Source organism: Alkalispirillum mobile (assembly GCF_003664325.1).
GTDB classification, from domain to species: Bacteria; Pseudomonadota; Gammaproteobacteria; order Nitrococcales; family Halorhodospiraceae; genus Alkalilimnicola; species Alkalilimnicola mobilis.
The window spans coordinates 48495-65080 of the sequence record NZ_RCDA01000001.1; the positions used below are offsets into that span (position 1 = coordinate 48495).

18 protein-coding genes are annotated in these 16586 nt (G+C 67.0%); 6 read left to right on the forward strand and 12 right to left on the reverse strand.

All coding sequences use genetic code 11. The features are described 5' to 3' along the window. Positions 1 to 20: 20 nt before the first annotated feature. Positions 21 to 1763, forward strand: coding sequence for an ExeM/NucH family extracellular endonuclease (locus tag DFR31_RS00220; protein WP_121440665.1), 1743 nt, complete (start codon positions 21 to 23; stop codon positions 1761 to 1763). A gap of 3 nt (positions 1764 to 1766) precedes the next feature. Here the strand turns inward: DFR31_RS00220 and DFR31_RS00225 are convergent, their stop codons facing one another. After that, positions 1767 to 2762: a lipid A deacylase LpxR family protein gene (locus DFR31_RS00225; protein WP_121440666.1), complete on the reverse strand. Its 996-nt coding sequence runs from the start codon at positions 2760 to 2762 to the stop codon at positions 1767 to 1769. A 114-nt stretch (positions 2763 to 2876) separates the two neighbouring features. Here DFR31_RS00225 and DFR31_RS00230 point away from each other — a divergent pair, with 114 nt between their 5' ends. Next, on the forward strand, positions 2877 to 3272 hold the full coding sequence (locus tag DFR31_RS00230; RefSeq protein ID WP_121440667.1) for an ectoine synthase: 396 nt from the start codon (positions 2877 to 2879) through the stop codon (positions 3270 to 3272). Between the two features lie 136 nt (positions 3273 to 3408). Here DFR31_RS00230 and ectB read toward each other — a convergent pair whose 3' ends face one another. After that, complete coding sequence (gene ectB / locus DFR31_RS00235; protein WP_121440668.1) at positions 3409 to 4710, reverse strand: diaminobutyrate--2-oxoglutarate transaminase; 1302 nt, start codon at positions 4708 to 4710, stop codon at positions 3409 to 3411. Between the two features lie 54 nt (positions 4711 to 4764). Further along, a complete protein-coding gene (gene ectA / locus DFR31_RS00240; RefSeq protein ID WP_245971048.1) occupies positions 4765 to 5310 on the reverse strand; it encodes a diaminobutyrate acetyltransferase in 546 nt (181 codons plus the stop codon). Positions 5311 to 5628: 318 nt separating this feature from the next. On the opposite strand from ectA, the gene tsaB reads away from it, so the two are divergent. Continuing rightward, positions 5629 to 6318 carry a tRNA (adenosine(37)-N6)-threonylcarbamoyltransferase complex dimerization subunit type 1 TsaB gene (gene tsaB, locus DFR31_RS00245; RefSeq protein ID WP_245971049.1) on the forward strand — a complete coding sequence of 230 codons (690 nt, stop codon included), beginning with the start codon at positions 5629 to 5631 and terminating at the stop codon, positions 6316 to 6318. Between the two features lie 32 nt (positions 6319 to 6350). On the opposite strand, the gene znuA is transcribed toward tsaB, so the two are convergent. Further along, positions 6351 to 7466 (reverse strand): zinc ABC transporter substrate-binding protein ZnuA, encoded by a 1116-nt coding sequence (gene znuA / locus DFR31_RS00250; protein ID WP_121440671.1) that lies wholly within the window; start codon positions 7464 to 7466, stop codon positions 6351 to 6353. Between the two features lie 102 nt (positions 7467 to 7568). Between znuA and DFR31_RS00255 the strand changes: the two genes are divergently transcribed. Genes DFR31_RS00255 through znuB form a run of 3 tightly spaced genes read left to right on the forward strand, consistent with a single transcriptional unit; the run spans position 7569 to position 9659 of the window. Continuing rightward, on the forward strand, positions 7569 to 8072 hold the full coding sequence (locus DFR31_RS00255) for a Fur family transcriptional regulator (protein WP_121440672.1): 504 nt from the start codon (positions 7569 to 7571) through the stop codon (positions 8070 to 8072). Continuing rightward, positions 8060 to 8845: an ATP-binding cassette domain-containing protein gene (locus DFR31_RS00260; RefSeq protein ID WP_121440673.1), complete on the forward strand. Its 786-nt coding sequence runs from the start codon at positions 8060 to 8062 to the stop codon at positions 8843 to 8845. The genes DFR31_RS00255 and DFR31_RS00260 overlap by 13 nt, the downstream gene beginning before the upstream one ends. Further along, positions 8838 to 9659 (forward strand): zinc ABC transporter permease subunit ZnuB, encoded by an 822-nt coding sequence (gene znuB, locus DFR31_RS00265; RefSeq protein ID WP_121440674.1) that lies wholly within the window; start codon positions 8838 to 8840, stop codon positions 9657 to 9659. The genes DFR31_RS00260 and znuB overlap by 8 nt, the downstream gene beginning before the upstream one ends. Before the next feature lie 20 nt (positions 9660 to 9679). Here znuB and DFR31_RS00270 read toward each other — a convergent pair whose 3' ends face one another. The 8 genes from DFR31_RS00270 to DFR31_RS00305 form a co-directional block, all read right to left on the reverse strand. After that, positions 9680 to 10501, reverse strand: a complete 822-nt coding sequence (locus DFR31_RS00270; RefSeq protein WP_170153547.1) for an Ig-like domain-containing protein — start codon at positions 10499 to 10501, stop codon at positions 9680 to 9682. A gap of 16 nt (positions 10502 to 10517) precedes the next feature. Further along, positions 10518 to 11822: an ABC transporter permease gene (locus DFR31_RS00275; protein WP_121440676.1), complete on the reverse strand. Its 1305-nt coding sequence runs from the start codon at positions 11820 to 11822 to the stop codon at positions 10518 to 10520. Then, complete coding sequence (locus DFR31_RS00280) at positions 11819 to 12466, reverse strand: ABC transporter ATP-binding protein (protein ID WP_121440677.1); 648 nt, start codon at positions 12464 to 12466, stop codon at positions 11819 to 11821. The genes DFR31_RS00275 and DFR31_RS00280 overlap by 4 nt, the downstream gene beginning before the upstream one ends. Positions 12467 to 12594: 128 nt before the next feature. After that, positions 12595 to 13023: a phosphoribosyl-AMP cyclohydrolase gene (gene hisI / locus DFR31_RS00285; protein ID WP_121440678.1), complete on the reverse strand. Its 429-nt coding sequence runs from the start codon at positions 13021 to 13023 to the stop codon at positions 12595 to 12597. A 1-nt stretch (position 13024) separates the two neighbouring features. After that, complete coding sequence (locus DFR31_RS00290; RefSeq protein WP_121440679.1) at positions 13025 to 13651, reverse strand: ABC-type transport auxiliary lipoprotein family protein; 627 nt, start codon at positions 13649 to 13651, stop codon at positions 13025 to 13027. A 1-nt stretch (position 13652) separates the two neighbouring features. After that, positions 13653 to 14585, reverse strand: coding sequence for an MlaD family protein (locus DFR31_RS00295; protein ID WP_121440680.1), 933 nt, complete (start codon positions 14583 to 14585; stop codon positions 13653 to 13655). Position 14586: 1 nt separating this feature from the next. After that, complete coding sequence (locus tag DFR31_RS00300) at positions 14587 to 15360, reverse strand: ABC transporter ATP-binding protein (protein WP_121440681.1); 774 nt, start codon at positions 15358 to 15360, stop codon at positions 14587 to 14589. After that, the gene (locus DFR31_RS00305; RefSeq protein WP_170153548.1) at positions 15357 to 16478 is read right to left on the reverse strand and encodes an ABC transporter permease; all 1122 of its coding nucleotides are present in this window, start codon (positions 16476 to 16478) and stop codon (positions 15357 to 15359) included. Before DFR31_RS00305 ends, DFR31_RS00300 begins: the two co-directional genes overlap by 4 nt. Between the last annotated feature and the right edge of the window lie 108 nt (positions 16479 to 16586).

The window sequence follows — 16586 nt, forward strand, 5'->3', positions numbered from 1 at the left end:
TTTACAGGGAGGAGACAGGTATGGCCAGGGTCGGCAAACGCCTTGTTACGCCTTCGCGGCTGGCGCTCATCGGCGCGCTGGTGGTCGCCGTGGCGCTGGTCCTGCTGCGGCACGCGCCGCCCGCGCTGGGCGACTGCAGCGGGGAGTTCACTGGCCTTTACGCGATCGCCGGTCATGGAGATGACGGGGCAGTAGCGGAGGGGGAGCAGGTCCGGATTCGTGGCACGGTCACGGGGGTATTCACCGGCGAGGACCAACTGGATGGCTTTTTTATCCAGGGGGATGGGCCGGGCGATGGGCTGCCCAGCGGCTTGTTCGTCTATGCGCCGGGCCTGACCCCGGAGCAGGCGAGTGCAGTACGACCGGGCCGCGAACTGGCCATCACCGCCCGGACCGGGCGCTGGCAGGGGCAGCCGCAAGTTCAGCGCGTGCAGGCCATCGCCGACTGCGGGGCGGATGAGGGGCTGGAGCCATTGCCCGTCAGCTTCCCGTTGGAGCCCGAGGAGGAGGCCCGTTGGGCAGGGCTCTGGGTCCGGGTGAATCAGTCGATGACCGTGAGCGGCACCCATGAACTGCAGCGCTACGGCAGCCTCCACCTCTCTGCCGACGGTCGTGCCTTCCGCCCCACCAACTTCATCGCTGCCGACGAGCAGCCTGCCGGCCGGCTAAAGGTGATCCTTGACGATGGCAGCCACGCAACCTGGCCCTCGCCTACCCCCTGGCTGGACGGGGAGACCGGGACTCGCCGGGTGGGGACTCGGGTGGAGGGGCTGGAAGGGGTGTTGGCCACGACCTTCGGCGCCCTGCGGCTGCACCCCACGCAAAGTCCCCGGTTCTTTGACGATAATCCCAGACCGGACGCCCCGGAGCGCAGCGGGGCGGAACTCGTCCGGGTAGCGGGTTTCAATGTGGAGAACTACTTCCTCAACCTGGGTGAGCGTGGGGCGGCCAACAGCGGCGAGCTGGAGCGCCAACGGGAGCGGCTGCTGCCTGCGCTGATCGGTCTGGATGCCGATATCGTCGGGCTGGTGGAGATGGAGAACGACCGGGCCGCCCTGGCGGATCTGGTCACCCGCCTCAACGACCGACTGGGTGAAGAGCGGTACCGGGCAGCCGCTGCCACGCCGGACACTGGCAGCGATGCCATCAAGGTCTCTCTGATCTACCGTGCGGACCGGGTGGAGAAGTTGGGCGCCCCGCGCCGGGACCTGGACCCGCAGCACCACCGCCCGCCGCTCAAGGCGGCCTTCCGGGCCAGGGAGGGTGGCCGCCCCTTTGGCGTAGCGGTGGTCCATCACAAGGCCAAGGTGGGCTGCCCGGAGAGCGGCGACGTGGACCGGGGACAGGGGTGCTGGAACCTGCGGCGCACCGCCCAGTCGGAGGCGTTGGTCCAGGGGCTCGCCGATTGGCGCAAGCAGCGTGGAGACGACCTGCCGGTATTGATCGTGGGCGATGTGAATGCATACGGCGGCGAGGCCCCGGTCCGTGCCTTCCTGGAGGGGGGTAAACGGGATCTCCTGGCAGCGCACCAGCCGCCAGAGCAGCGCTACACGTACGTTTTCCGGGGTGAATCCGGGTACCTGGATCATGCCCTGGCGCCGCCACCGCTCGCGGAGCGGGTGGACGCCGCCGGGACCTGGGCGATCAACGCTGACGAGCCAAGACTGCTGGAGTATGACGCCCGGGGCATAGCGGATCGCTTCAGCCCCGGGCCGTGGCGCAGCTCCGATCATGACCCGGTCTGGGTGGACCTGCAGCCGTGAGTGCTACCAGCGGATGCTCAGGCTGAGTGAGCCATAGTCGGCATCCTCCGGTTGACCCTTGAACTCCCGGGTCCGGTAGGCGTGGGTATAGGCCAGCCGCAGGCGCTGGTTGGCCACCGCGGCGCCGAACATGGCCTCGCCCACCCAGGGCTCCCGGTCCACGCTGCGGCTGCTCCGGTAGGTGTTGCCGTCCAGGAAGACATCGTAGGCCCGGCCCTGGCCATCCAGCCCCGCGAACACGTACCAGCCCCAGCGCTCGCCAGGGACGAAGCGCATGGAGCCGGGGAAGGCCGGCTGGATCCGCGGTGGGGTGAAGTCATTGGGCATATGGTGACCCACGCGCACGGTCATGCCGGTGCCGGCCAGGGTGAAGGGGGTGCCCAGGGCCACACCCAGGTGCGCGTTCACGTCAACGCCCCAGCCGCCGTCAGTGCGCAGTTCCCAGAGCCTCTGGTTGCGCTCTGCGCTCACCATCAGGGTGAACTCGTTACGCAGTTGGGTATCCCACCCTTCCGGCATGTCGGTGTCGATGAAACGGTGCACCTCCTTCTGGGTGCGATCGGCCAGAGATGCCGGCCCCACCATGCCGGCAATGACAATCACCCGGGTGAGGCTGTCGCTGCGCAGCTGGCCCAGCCCGGTGCTGAAATTCAGCCAGCCGGCGTAGGGGCGGTCATCCTCCGGTGGATCGGGGTCGGTAATGTCCTTGGGGGTATACATGTTCTGGCCCAGGGAGTAGGCGTAACTCACCGGCTTGTCCGGGTCCACCAGGTTGGTGTGATCACCGAGCCACTCCACTAAACTGTGCAGGATGCCGGGGTCACCGGTACGGACCCAGGTGGCGCGTACGCCATTGGTGTACCAGCGGTCCTCACCGCCGAACAGGTCGTTCTCGTACTCGAGAATAAGCGTGTTGCGATCGGCGGCCGCGGTCCCGGGCAACAGGAGCAAGGCGGTGGCCAGCAGGATGAGCCGGGTACTGCGCCGGAGTGCATGCATGGTTGAGGGCAGAGTCGCTGTCAGTCGTCTATGAAACAGGGTAGGGAACGGGTGCCGCCGGGTTTGCAAGGTCCGGTACAATGGCGCGCCAACTCGTAAATTGGAGCACAGAACATGAAGATCGTAAAAGTGCAGGACATCATCGGTTCCGAGCGTGAAGTCTCCGGGCCGGGCTGGACCAGCCGCCGTCTGCTGCTCAAGAAGGACGGCATGGGCTTCTCCTTCCACGAGACCATTATTCCCGCCGGTGCCGAACTGCACCTCTGGTACAAGTACCACCTGGAGGCGGTCTACTGCGTTGCCGGAAACGGCAGCATCGAGGATCTGGCCACCGGCGAGGTGCACGAGATCCACGATGGTGTGCTCTATGCGCTGGACAACCACGACCGCCACATCCTGCGGGGCGGCACCGAGGACATGCGCCTGATCTGCGCCTTCAACCCGCCGGTCACCGGCCGCGAAACCCACGACGAGGACGGCGCCTACAAGCTGGTCGAGGACGACGACTGAGCGGTGCCTGCCCGTTGCGGCGTCGACTGCAGCGGGGATACCGATCCAAAAAAACGCCGGCATGCGGTATGGAGCACCGCATGCCGGCGTTTTTGCAGGGTCTGCCCCGTTTTCGGGGCAGGCTGCCGGAGGCGGCTCAGCGGATACCGAGCTCCTTCGCCGCTGCAACCAGGGACTCCTCGATAATATCGAGCCCCTTCTTCAGGTCCTCGTCGGAGGTGACCAGCGGCGGCAGCAGCTTCAGCACCTCGTCACGGGGGCCGGAGGTCTCGATGATCAGCTGACGCTCGAAGGCGTGTTCACTGATCTTCTCGGCCAGTTCATGGTGCTCGAAGGCGATGCCGCGGAACATGCCACGACCGCGCAGGGACCCGGGGGTCTCCGGATGCTTGTCGAGGATCTTCTGCAGACCGTCGCGGACCAGTTCGCCCTTGCGCAGGGTGTCTTTCTCGAACTTGTCGTCGCTCCAGTAGAGCTCCAGCGCCTTCTTGGCGGTGATCATGGCCGGGTTGAACCCGCGGAAGGTACCGTTGTGCTCGCCCGGCTCCCAGATATCGTGCTCCGGCTTGACCAGGGTGATGGCCAGCGGCATGCCGAAGCCGCTGATGGACTTGGAGACGGTGATGACATCGGGCTTGATGCCGGCCTCTTCGAAGCTGAAGTAGGGCCCGGTACGGCCATTACCGGCCTGGATGTCATCAACGATCAGCAGCATGTCGTACTTGCGGCACAGCGCTTCCACCTGGCGCATCCACTCCAGGCAGGCACTGTTCAGGCCGCCCTCGCCCTGGATGGGCTCAAGGATGATGGCCGCCGGGTGGTCTACCCCGGAACCGCCGTCCTTCAACATGCGGTCCAGGTAGTCGACGCAGTTGCGCTCGGGGCCGCCGCAGTTCTCGCAGGGGCCGAAGTAGCCGCAGTAGGGCATGGTCTGCCCGTGGGTGAGCGGGATGCCGGCGCCCTTGCGCTTGAACTCGTTGCCGGTGACGGCCAGCGAGCCCAGGGTCATGCCGTGGAAGGCGTTGGTGAAGGAGATGACGTCCTCACGGCCGGTGACCTTGCGGGCGATCTTCAGCGCGGTCTCCACGGCGTTGGTGCCGGTGGGCCCGGGGAACTGCACCCGGTATTCCATGCCGCGGGGCTCCAGGATCAGCCGGTGGTAGGTGTCCAGGAACTCCGCCCGGGCCTTGGTGGCCATGTCGAGGGTGTGCACCACGCCGTCATTCTGCAGGTATTCGATCAGCGCCTTCTGCAGCTCCGGGTGGTTGTGGCCGTAGTTCATGACACTGGCGCCGGCGAAGAAGTCGAGATACGCCTTGCCGTCGCCGTCGTACAGGTAGCTGCCCTTCGCCTTCTCGAAGACGGTCGGGAAACTACGGACATAGGAACGCACGATGGACTCGTGGTCCTCAATTGTCTGCATGTAGTCGATGGTCATGGTGATTCCTCTATCGGGCTGACTTGATCGGTTTACGCCGTTGGCGCACCTGCTTCAGGCGATGCAGTCGCCGTAGCGCTGTTGCACGGTCTCGGGGTCGAGCGGGCCGATGCGGAACAGCATCTCCGGCTCGTGGCCCTCATCGGGCAGGAAGTGCGCCTCGCTGAAGTGCTCACTCTCGAGGTTGTCCACCCCCAGCTCGCGGGCGATGGCGGCGAACAGCGCGCGCGAGGCCGCGTTGGAAGGGGATATGGTGGTTTCCAGCAGTCGCGCGCCGCGCGCGCCCGGAGCCGCCAGGAAGGCGCGCAGCAGGCGCTTGCCCAGCCCCTTGCCGCGGGCCGCCTCGTCCACGCCCACCTGCCAGAGGAAGATGGAGTCGGGCCGCTGAGGCGGGCGATAGCCGATGACGAAGCCCACCACCCGGCCATCCATTTCCGCGACCACGCTGGTCTCAGCGAAGTCGGTGGCCATCAGCAGGTAGAGGTAGCTGGAGTTCAGGTCCAGAACCCCGGAGTCGCGCACCACGCGCCACATGGGGCCACCGTCATCGATCGTGGGGGTGCGGATTACAATGCCGTCCGCCGCGTTCTGTTCAGACACGGGTATCTCCTCGCTGGCTAGTCTACTGAGGGACAGAGAGCGGGTGCGTGAATGCGCCGGCATACCGATGGGCGGTGACCGGGCAGGCCCGGGCCGGGCATTCGGGGGAGGGGACAGGTGTTTCGAATTGGGATACTGGCTGTGGCCAGTTTTTCTACTGATAGGGCTCGCAAACCGAGTCCTCGTTGCTTCTTTAAGCCCGTCATTCAAACATTCCGCTATAAGCAGGTCAAGTTGGTGGGCCCTGAAGCATGAACACCGACGGGGCCGGCGGTATACTGTGGAGCCATTTTTCAAGATTAGTCCCGGGAGATGACGGTGCAACGTATCCTGGCATTGGACACTGCCACCGAGGCCTGCTCGGTTGCCCTTGCGGTTGGCGACTCGGTGCTGTCTGACAGCGTGATCAGCCCGCGCGGTCATACCGCCCGGATCCTGCCCATGGTGCGCGAGGTGCTGGCCGAAGCGGGCTTGACGCTGGGCGATTTGGATGGCCTGGCGTGGGGCTGCGGTCCGGGGTCCTTCACCGGTCTGCGGATCGGCACCTCGGTGGTGCAGGGCCTGGCGCTGGCCCGGGATCTGCCCGTGGTGGCCGTCTCCAACCTGGAGATGCTGGCCGAGGGCGCCTGGCGCGAGCAGGGCGCGGAGAGCGTGCTGGCCGCCCTGGATGCGCGAATGGGCGAGGTTTACTGGAGCGCGTTTCGCCGCTCCGGGACGGGGTTGATGGCGCCGGTGGCAGAGGAGCGGGTCTGCGCCCCGGACCAGGTCCCGGCAATGCCGGCTGATACTGCCTGGTGGGCGGTTGGCAAGGGGTGGCAGGCTTATCCGGAGGTGTTGCGGGCCGGGCAGCCGGGTACCCTGGCCGGGCTGCTGCCTGAGGCGGTGCCGCTGGCCCGGGATGCCCTGCCGCGCGCCCGCCTTGTGCTGGCCGAGGGCGGGGGGCTGGCCCCGGAACAGGCGCAGCCGGTCTACCTGCGAAACCGGGTGGCGGAAAAACCCGGGCGCTGAGGCCGGCCTGGGGCCGACCTCAGCGGACACACTCAGTCCCGCGCCAGGCAGGCTTCCAGGTCGCTGGCCATGTTTTCCATGAGTTCGAACCAGGCGTCCGGCCCGGGGGCCAGCTCGGCACCCAGGGGATCCAACACACCACCCTCGGCGTCGGTGTCTTCCACCAGGGTCTCCACCAGGCTTGGACGGAACTGCGGCTCGGCGAAGACGCAGCGGGCGTCGGTGTCGCGGATACGCTGACGTAGTTCAGAGAGCCGGCGGGCGCTGGGCTGCCGTTCGGGGTTGACGGTCACGGAACCAACCGGGCTCAGGCCATAGTGCGCCTCGAAGTACTGATAGGCGTCATGGAAGACCAGGTAGGCGTGATCCGCCAGCGGCGCCAGGCGTTCCGCCAGGCGATTGTCCAGTTCGTCGATCCGGCTCAGGGTGGCCTCGGCATTATCACGGTAGGTTGCCGCGTTGTCCGGGTCCATTGCCTTCAGTTTTTCGGAGAGGGCGGTCACGAACGCCCGGGCAACGTCCGGCGACAGCCAGAGGTGCATGTCATGTTCGCCGTGGTGGTGATCATGCCCGTGATCCCCATCGTGGTCATGCCCATGCCCATGCCCATGCTCATCGTCATGAGCGTGCCCGTGGTCGCCATTGTGGCCATGGCCATGATCATGGTCATCACTATGGCCGTGGTCGTGCTGATCATCGTGGTCGTGGCCATGATCGTGATGATCATCATGCCCGTGGTTGTGGTCGTCACCGCCATCGTGGTGGTGATGATGCGAGTCCCACTGGCCGCCGTCGCGGGTGTCCAGCAGGCGGATGCCCTCCAGGCCGGCGACCTCCAGCACCTCAGCGTCAGCAGCCAGGTTGCGCAGGGGTCGTTCGAGGAAGCTCTCCAGCTCCGGGCCTACCCAGATGACCAGCTCCGCCTTGCTGAGCATGTCGGCCTCGGAGGGGCGGAGGTTGTAGGTATGGGGGGAGGCGCCGCCGGGGAGCAGGCGCTTGGGCTCGGCCACGCCGTCCATCACAGAGGCGGCCAGGCTGTGTAGGGGCACAATGCTGGCGACAACCCGGGGGGGCTCCGCGTGCGCGGGCAGGCTCAGGCCCAGCCCGACCAGGGTGGCTGCAAGGGTGGTGATCAGTTTGCGCTTCATGATGGTTTCCCGGTGTCAGGTGGCGGGGAGCTGTGGTTCTGCGATTCGTGGAAAAATGTTATAACATTGCGCATCCGAAGGGGCAATATAGGGCCATCAGGCATGACTGAGCCGGTAGTCGTTACTGATTTCAAAGGCCATGGCCACGATCACGACCGTTGCCAGCAGTCAGCGCTGCGGCGGGCGGAGGAGGTCTGCCAGGTCAGCGGGGCCCGGTTGACTCCCCTGCGGCGCCGGGTGCTGGAGCTGGTCTGGGCCAGCCACGAGCCGGTCAAGGCCTATGATCTGTTGGAGCAGCTGCGCCGGGAGCGCGACGGCGTGGCGCCGCCCACGGTGTACCGCGCCCTGGAGTTCCTGCTGGAGCAGGGGCTCATCCACCGGCTCGAATCCCTCACGGCTTACCTGGGCTGCGGCGCGCCGCAACGGCCCCACGCCTGCCAGTTCCTGATCTGTGAACGGTGCCAGTCGGTGGCTGAACTCTCCGATAACGAAATCAGCCAGTTGATTGACCGCAAGGCGCAGGAAATGGGCTTCCGGATGGCGCGGCAGACCATCGAACTCAGCGGGCTCTGCCCGAGGTGCTCGGGGTCGGCATGTTCGGTCTGACGGTCGGTCGGCGCGCAAGCGCGGGCCCTGCAGTGGATGACGACACGCTGGTGGCGGCGCAACGGTTGACGGTAACCCGGGGGCAGCAGCCGGTGCTGTGCAACGTGGACGTGGCGGTCAAGGCCGGTCAGGTGGTGACCCTGGTGGGCCCCAACGGCTCGGGCAAGTCGACGTTGGTCCAGGTGCTTACCGGCCTGATTCGCGATCACCAGGGCCAGGTCCGGCACCGTGACGGCTTGCGGGTGGGCTACGTGCCGCAGCACTTTCGCATCGATCGGAACCTGCCCATTACCGCACGTCGGTTTATGAAACTGGCCCCACGGGGGCGACATGGCAACTGGGACTCGGCCGTGGCCGATGCCGGGGTGGCCCACCTGCTGGAACGGCCGATGCAGGGGCTCTCCGGTGGTGAGCTGCGGCGGGTGCTGCTGGCCCGGGCACTGCTCTCCCGGCCCCACCTGCTGGCGCTGGATGAGCCAGCGGCCGGGCTCGACCAGCGCGGCCAGGGGGAGCTTTACCGGCTCATCCGGCACATCCGCGAGCGCTACGGGTGCGGGGTGCTGGTGGTCTCTCACGACCTGAACCTGGTGATGGCGGCCACCGACCAGGTGCTCTGCCTCAGTGAGGGACACATCCTCTGCCGCGGGGCGCCGGAGTCGGTGCGTGCGCACCCGGAGTACCTGGCGCTGTTCGGCTCGCACCTCGGGCCGGAGACGGCGGTATTCCCCCACGCCCACGACCATGAACCTGGGGAGCATTGCAGTCATGGATGATTTCCTGATCCGAGCCATGCTGGCGGGCTTCGGGCTGGCTGTGGTGGCCGGGCCATTGGGCAGTTTCGTGGTCTGGCGGCGCATGGCCTACTTCGGCGATACCCTGGCGCACTCGGCACTACTGGGCGTGGCGCTGGGGTTTCTGGTCGGCTTGAATATCAATTTCGGCATCGTGCTGGTCTGCGGGGCACTGGCGGTTCTGCTGGTGGTTTTGCGTAGCCGACAGCGTCTGGCGGATGACACCATCCTCGGCATCATGGCCCACAGCAGTCTGTCGCTGGGGCTGGTGGCCTTGGCCTTCATGGAGCACGTGCGGGTGGATCTGATGGCCTACCTGTTCGGGGATATCCTGTCGGTAGGGCAGATGGAGCTCTGGTGGATCTGGCTGGGGGGAGCGGCCGTGCTGGCGGTGCTGGTGCTGATCTGGCGGCCCTTGCTGACCATGACACTGCACGAGGAGCTGGCCCGTGCGGAGGGTGTGCCCATCCTGCCGCTGCAACTGCTGTTCATGGCGCTGATGGCGGGGGTGATCGCCATCGCCATGAACATTGTGGGCATCCTGCTTGTCACCTCGTTGCTGATCATCCCGGCCGCGACTGCAAGGCTGTTCGCCCGCACGCCGGAGCAGATGGCCGTGCTGGCCGCGTTGCTGGGCTGCGTGGCGGTGGCCGGCGGGTTGCGGGGCTCCTGGAACTGGGACCTGCCCACGGGGCCAGCGATCGTGGTGGCGGCAACGCTGCTGTTCAGCCTGGCCATGGTGGTGACGTCCAGCTGGCGCCTGGTGGTTCGCCGTGAGCAGGCGGCAGACGGATAGCCTGCCCCGTCACCGGTGCTTCAGTCCGCCTTGCGGGCGTTTTTCAGCCGGTAGAACATGCCCATCTCGTTGGGGTCCAGCAACTCCAGCTCGCCCTCCAGGACGAGGGCATCGAAGGTGAAGGCCAGTCCACGGTCGGCCTTGATCTCCACCACGCTCTCAGGCCCGCCGGGGGCGCAGTAGAAGCAGCTGGGCGTGCTCTTGCTGAGCAGGAAGTGGCGTTGGCGGTCGCCTTGCTCCAGCGGCATCATGAAACCCTGCACGCGGATGGTCCTGCCCTCCAGCGCCTGGATGTCGTCGGGGAACTCCGCCGCCAGCAGGTCGTCCTCCTCCCAGGTCTCCAGGGCGCCCAGGCGGCTCCAGCTGACCACGTCCTCCCGCTCGGGCACTTGCGCCTCGCCCACCTGGTGATCCTCGTGGCCGTTGGCTTCGTCGCCACCGACACGCAGGCGCAACTCGCCCTTGATATCGCCGGGCGCGGTGACCTCCAGGGTGTCCTGGCCGCCGCGCTGCGCCAGCAGGCGGGTGCGGGCGTAACCGTCGTCGTCGGTCCTGGGGGCCGGGTGCGTGATCAGATTGCCGGCCCGGGAGAGGACCGCCAACCGCTCGCCCGCGACGGGGCGACCGTCCGCGTCGGTGAGTCGGAAGGCGAGGTTGACCTGGTCGCCGGCATCCAGGCTGAGGGCCTCGACTTCACCCAGCTCCAGGTTCCCGTCCAGGTAGCTGCTGATCGCTCCCCGGTCCGATTGTTCTGTCTCCGGCCCCTCGCCCAGGCAACCGGCCAGGGCGAGGGTGGCGATAAGCATCCCTGCACCGAGCCATTTCGGTGCAATAGACGGCATGGTGCTCCCTCCGCAATCAGCGTTCGGACAATGTCAGGGCGATATCGCTCCTGTAGGCCTGCCACGCGGGCAGGAGGGCGGCGACCAGACCGATACCGGAGGCAATCAGCAGCAGCCAACCCTCACTGGGCACCCACATCAACCCGGTGAGCTCCAGCGGGCGATCGGCGCCGATCCAGCGGCCGATGAGCTCGGCGGCCAGGTGACCACCCGCCAGGCCGAGCAGCGTGCCCACCAGGGCAAGCAGCTGCCCCTCCAGCAGGATCAGCCCGCTGACCAGCCGGGGGGAGGCCCCGAGGCTGCGGATCACGGCGATGTCGTGGCGTCGCTCTCGCAGGGCATTATACAGACCGATGAACACCCCGACGCCCGCGGCCAGCAGCAGGATGCCACCGAAGGCCTTCAGCGTGTCCAGCCCGACCCCGAGCATGCTCATCAGCCGGGCACTCTCATAGGCCGGCGCGGCGGCCTGCAGCCCCGGCTCGGCATTGATGCTACGCGGCAATTGCATGGCTGCCATCGGCGATTGATAACGGACCAGCAGCGCGGTGAGTTCCTGATCTTCTGCCGCCTCGTGCTCATGCCCGTGGCCAGCATGCTCGCCTTCATGCCCATGCCCATGCCCATGCCCATGCCCATGGTCGTGTTCGTGTTCGTGCTCGTGCTGATGTACGTTTTCATGATCATGACCATGGTCGTGATCCGGGTCGTGGACATCCCAGACACTTTGCACTGAGGTGAGCACCAGGCGGTCCATCACCGTACCGGTGGGCGCCAGGATGCCGACGATAGTGTAGGGCGCGTAGTCATGGACATGCCCGTCACCCCCACCCAGCCCGTGTGCGCCGACAATTTCGTCGCCGATCGCGAGGCCGTGGCGAGCCGCCACCTCGGCGCCCAGGGTGGCCTCCATGCTTCCCTCCCAGAGACGGCCATCTGAGAGGGTCCCCCCGTAAAGGTCCACGAAGGAGGCCTCAGTGCCCACGATCCGGTGGCCGCGGTAGTTGTCGCCCAAGGCCAGCGGGATCACCTCGCGCACCAGCCTGTTGTCACGCAGGTCGCGGGCCGCCTGTTCCGGAATGTTCCCCGTGGGGACATCCAGGTGGTAAACGCTGGAGAGGATCAGCTGCAGGGGGCTGCCGCTGGCGCCGACCACCAGGTCGATGCCCTCGGCGTCCCGGGTGAACTGCCGGTCCAGCTGGTGGCCGTACAGCAGCAACAGGGCGATAGTGCCGGTGCCCAGTGCCATCAGCAACAGGTTGAGCAGGGCGGTCAGTGGGCGGAAACGGAGCCAGTTCAGGGTAAGGCGGAAGGCGTTCATGCCGCGACCCTCCCTTCCGCGAGGTCGAGCCGGTGGGGCAACCACCGGGCCAGGCGGGTGTCGTGGCTGGCCACCACCAGGGTAGCGCGGCAGGCTGCGGCTTGTTCGCACAGCAGCTCGGCCACCCGCCGGGCGTTCTCGTCATCCAGGCTTGCGGTGGGTTCGTCGGCCAGCAGGATGCTGGGGCGGTTGACCACGGCGCGGGCAATGGCGACGCGTTGCGCCTGACCCTGGCTAAGCTGATGTGCCCTGCGCCCGGCCAGGTCCGCAAGGCCCAGACGCTCCAGGACCTGCTCGATCCGGGCGTGGTCACGCGGGAGGCCGGCCAGGTAGCGCGCGAGTTCCAGGTTGGCGGCCACCGTTAGCGCCGGCAGCAGGTGGAGCCGCTGAAAGACCAGACCGATATGACGGCCCCGGAAACGGTCGCGGGCCGCTGACGGGAAGTCGGTGATGGTTTGCTCGTTCACCCGGACCGCTCCGCTGCTGGGGGAGAGCAGGCCGGCCAGGAGGTGGAGCAGGGTCGTCTTGCCGGTGCCCGACGGGCCGGATAGCCACCAGTGTTCTCCGGCTTCCGCCCGCCAGTCCGGGAAGTGGAGCGGTTGGCCATCACGGTAGCGGTAGGCCAGGTCTTTGATCTGCAGCATGGTCCCTCTTGCCTCGGCATCCGATAGGGTCAGGGTCGTTGATGTTATGTGATAACGTTTCGGATGCAAAGCGTTCCGATTGCCGCACCAACTGGGCGGTAAGAGGGGCCATTCCGAGGTGCCACCGCCTAGCGGCTGTAGAGGGTGGCGGGGTCCACCTCCGGGGCGGAGATCACTTCCATGACCTCGCCTTCCAGGCGGTGGTAGAAGCAGCTGCGCCGCCCGGTGTGGCAGGCGGGGCCCGTCTGGTCCACCCGGGCGAGCAGGGTGTCGCCGTCACAGTCCAGGCGCATTTCCACCAGCTGCTGCACCTGGCCAGAGCTCTCCCCCTTGCGCCAAAGCTTGCCCCGCGACCGGGAGAAGTAACACACCCGGCCGGTTCGCAGGGTTTCCTCCAGCGCCTCACGGTTCATCCAGGCCATCATCAGCACTTCGCCGGTGTCATGCTGCTGGGCAATGGCCGGCAACAGCCCCTGTTCGTTCCAGGGAAGCGCGTCCAGAACGTCGGCGAGGGGGCGGCGGGTGCCGGGGGCGGCTTTTTCGAGGGCTTTGAACATATCAGCGACTTTCCAGGGATTCGCGCAGGTGATCGGTGATCTGTGGCAGCAGTTCGGCCAGGGCCAGGTTGGCCGCGCGGGCGCCGGCCACGGGGTCGCGGGTGTCAGCGGGCACCTCGGCATGGAAGCGTTGCGTGGTCACCACCCGGCCGGCATCGCCGTCCAGCAGTTGCAGGCGCAACGTTAACAGCACGCGACCCGGGTCATCGTCATCCTCGAAGCGGTGCTCGAGCCGTTCCAGCTCGGTGTGCAGGCGCAGAGGGGTGCTTACGACACCGGAGCCGTGTACGACCTGTTCGAACGGGCCGTCGTGTTCCAGTGCGGTGACCAGGGCCGGGGTGAGCATGCGCGCCGGCGGCTCCACCCACTTGTGGTGAGCGAAGCGCTGCAGTTCCCAGTCATCCCGGCGGTAGCGCATGGCCGTGCTGGTGTAGCCGGGTTGGGCCTGGGTGGGCATGATCCTGACCGCGCCCGCGATGGGGTCCTCAGCCCGGGGGCGGTCGTCCGGGTTCCAGGACAGGCTGTAGGTGCGCGGAGTCTCTGCCGGTTCCGGTAGCATGAGGCCGCAGCCGGTCAGCAGTAGGGCAAGGGCCAGGGCGGTGATCGGGACCGTCAGTCGGTGGCTCATGTCAACGCGCTTCCTCTCCAGGGCCGGGGGGGATGGGCTGGCGACCGTAGATCAGCATCTGGGGCTCGTCGCTGAATTCCTCCAGAGTCCGATCCAGGTCCCGCGACAACCGCTGGATGTCGTAGAGCAGGGTGCCCAGTTCCGGGATCACGCTCTGGTTCAGGTCGATCAGCGTGGTTTCGCCCCGGGTGGCCAGCGTGCCCAGGGCCTCGCCGGTCTCGCCCAGGTCATCGGCCAGACCGGCCCAGCGGTCCAGGGTGGCATCGAGGCGGTCCATGCTGTCCGGCAGCCGCTCGGCTGTCTGGTTGCCCTGCTCCAGCAGCCGGTTGACGCGGGCCACGGTCTGGTCCAGTTCGCCGGTACTGTCCGCCAAGTTGCCACTCAGGATTTCGGCGTTGTGCAGCAGACGGGAGACGCGCTCGCGGTTTTCTTCCCGCAGCAGGTCGCGGACCTCGTCGGCGATCACGCTCATCACCCCCAGGGCCTCGTCAACGGTCTGCTCCACCCGGGCGCCGAACGAGGGCGTGGTGGTGATCTCGGGCAGGGTGTCACCGGCCCGGGGGTCTGGTGTGACCGGCTCGGTGGTGCTGCCGCTCAGTTCGATAAAGGAGATGCCGGTGAGCCCCTGGGAGCGGATGGTGGCAACCGTTTCACGGCCAACTGGGACGCCCTCTTCCACGGAGATCACCACGCGCACCTCGTCCGGGTGTTCCGGGTTGAGCGAGATGCCCTGCACCCGACCGACGTCGACACCGTGGTAGCGCACGGGGGCGCTGACGTTCAGCCCGGCCACGGACTCGTCCATGTAGAGGGCGAAGTCCCGGTGTGGCGTGGTGCGGATGTCGCCCCCCAGGTAGAGGCCGGCGCCGATGACGGCAAAGGTGAGCACAATCACGAACAGGCCCACCAGGGTGTAGCTCACACGGGTTTCCATCTCAGCGGTCTCTCCAGGCGGCGGTACGGGAACCACCGAAGTAGGACTCGATCAGCGGGTGTTCATTGTGGGTCAGCCGATCGATCGGCTCCACTGCCAGCACCCGGCGGTCGCCCAGAAAGGCCACGCGGTGCGTGGTGGCCCACAGGGCGTCCATGTCATGGGTCACCATGATAACCGTAAGGCCCAGCAGCTTGTGCAATTCCGCGATCAGTTCATCAAAGGCGCCGGCGCTCACCGGGTCCAGGCCGGCGGTAGGCTCGTCCAGGAACAGCAGCTCCGGGTCCAGGGCCAGCGCCCGGGCCAGTGCCGCCCGCTTGACCATACCGCCGCTGAGTTCGCTGGGGTAGCGGTTGGCCGCGTCCAGCGGGAAGCCGGCCAGCTGGATCTTGAGCATGGCCAGGTCTTCGATGGTGGCGGCGTCGAAGGGTGTGTACTCCCACAGCGGCAGGCTGACGTTCTCCTTGACGGTCAGGCCGGTGAACAGGGCGCCCTGCTGGAAGAGCACGCCCATGCGCTGGCGCAGCCGCTTCTCCTCGGCACGCCCCAGCGATTGCGTGGGCGTACCCAGCAGGCTGATCTCGCCAGCATGGGGGCGGTGCAGCAACAGCATGCTCCGCAGCAGCACGGTCTTGCCTGAGCCACTGCCGCCGACCAGGCCCATGATCTCGCCCCGTCGTACCTCCAGGTTCAGGTCCTCGTGGACGGTGTTGCTGCCGAAGCGGTTGACCAGCCCGGTGACGGCAACGGCATTGTCGCTGTCGCTACCGCTCATAGGCCCACCAGGTTGAAGAGAATGGAGAAGACCGCATCGGCGACGATCACCAGGAAGATGGCCTGCACCACGGTGACCGTGGTGGCGCGGCCGACGCTTTCGGCACTGCCCTGGACCCGCATGCCCTGGAAGCAGGCGATACCGACGATGATGAGCGCGAATACCGGTGCCTTGATGATCCCCACCCAGAGATGGGAGGCGGCGATGGCCTCGGGCAGCCGGTTGATGAATTCATGGGTGGGCAGGCCGAACATCAGGTCGGCGACGAGCATCCCGCCGACGATGCCCAGCACGTCGGCGTATATAGTGAGCAACGGGAGCACGACGATCAGCGCCATCAGCCGGGGCAGGATCAGCATGTCGTAGGGGCTGATGCCCAGCGTCCGCAGCGCGTCGATCTCCTCGGTGATCTTCATGGTCCCCAGCTGAGCCGCCCAGGACGAGCCGGTGCGGCCGGCTACCACGATGGCGGTGAGCAGCGGCGCCATCTCCCGCAGCATGGTGACGCTGATCAGCTCCACCAGAAAGATGTTGGCACCGTACCGCTCCAGCGTCTCGCCACCCTGGTAGGCGATGACCAGCCCGACCAGGAAGGCCAGCAGGCCGATGATGGGCAGGGCCTGGACGCCCGCCTTCTGGATCTCGGCGGCCAGCTGCTTCCACCGGATGGTCCAGGGGCGGAGCAGACGGGGCAGCGCCTCCAGGGTGATCTCGCCGATGAAGCTCAGGAAGGCCCCGCTCTGCTGTAGCCGGCCTACGGTGTCCCGGCCGATCCGCTCCAATAGGCCCGGGGCGCGGGGTTGCGGTTGGCGCTCGCTGACCGCCTGGCGCGTGAAGGCGAGCAGGCCGTCCATCTGATCCGGCCGTTCCGCGCCCAGGAGGACCATCTCTCCACGCGCTTCCAGGCGCTCCTGCAGGCGGTGCAGTTGCCGGGCCCCGGTGAGGTCCAGGCGGGTCATGCCGCTGGCGTCCAGGGTCCACCCCTGCGACCGCTTCGGCGGCAGGGCCTGCAGGGTGCGGCGGTTGAAGGCGGCCAGCCCGGTGCTGGTCCAGTCACCGCTACAGAGGATGAGGCCGCGGTCCTCGTCCCAGTCCAGCCCGGCCGTCGGCGGTTGCATGTGCATTGTCACTGCGTCATCGTTCCCGATTTGCTGTCCGGTCGGTTCACCCGTGTGGGCCGGATGGGAGTCATCCGTGAAAAGTGCTTTGGTGCTACCATTCGCACG

Coding starts and splice junctions, on each gene's coding strand:
- DFR31_RS00220 (WP_121440665.1), top strand. CDS start 21: ATGGCCAGGGTCGGCAAACGCCTTGTTACGCCTTCGCGGCTGGCGCTC.
- DFR31_RS00225 (WP_121440666.1), bottom strand. CDS start 2,762: ATGCATGCACTCCGGCGCAGTACCCGGCTCATCCTGCTGGCCACCGCC.
- DFR31_RS00230 (WP_121440667.1), top strand. CDS start 2,877: ATGAAGATCGTAAAAGTGCAGGACATCATCGGTTCCGAGCGTGAAGTC.
- ectB (WP_121440668.1), bottom strand. CDS start 4,710: ATGACCATCGACTACATGCAGACAATTGAGGACCACGAGTCCATCGTG.
- znuA (WP_121440671.1), bottom strand. CDS start 7,466: ATGAAGCGCAAACTGATCACCACCCTTGCAGCCACCCTGGTCGGGCTG.
- DFR31_RS00255 (WP_121440672.1), top strand. CDS start 7,569: ATGACTGAGCCGGTAGTCGTTACTGATTTCAAAGGCCATGGCCACGAT.
- DFR31_RS00260 (WP_121440673.1), top strand. CDS start 8,060: ATGTTCGGTCTGACGGTCGGTCGGCGCGCAAGCGCGGGCCCTGCAGTG.
- znuB (WP_121440674.1), top strand. CDS start 8,838: ATGGATGATTTCCTGATCCGAGCCATGCTGGCGGGCTTCGGGCTGGCT.
- DFR31_RS00270 (WP_170153547.1), bottom strand. CDS start 10,501: ATGCCGTCTATTGCACCGAAATGGCTCGGTGCAGGGATGCTTATCGCC.
- DFR31_RS00275 (WP_121440676.1), bottom strand. CDS start 11,822: ATGAACGCCTTCCGCCTTACCCTGAACTGGCTCCGTTTCCGCCCACTG.
- DFR31_RS00280 (WP_121440677.1), bottom strand. CDS start 12,466: ATGCTGCAGATCAAAGACCTGGCCTACCGCTACCGTGATGGCCAACCG.
- hisI (WP_121440678.1), bottom strand. CDS start 13,023: ATGTTCAAAGCCCTCGAAAAAGCCGCCCCCGGCACCCGCCGCCCCCTC.
- DFR31_RS00290 (WP_121440679.1), bottom strand. CDS start 13,651: ATGAGCCACCGACTGACGGTCCCGATCACCGCCCTGGCCCTTGCCCTA.
- DFR31_RS00295 (WP_121440680.1), bottom strand. CDS start 14,585: ATGGAAACCCGTGTGAGCTACACCCTGGTGGGCCTGTTCGTGATTGTG.
- DFR31_RS00300 (WP_121440681.1), bottom strand. CDS start 15,360: ATGAGCGGTAGCGACAGCGACAATGCCGTTGCCGTCACCGGGCTGGTC.
- DFR31_RS00305 (WP_170153548.1), bottom strand. CDS start 16,478: ATGCAACCGCCGACGGCCGGGCTGGACTGGGACGAGGACCGCGGCCTC.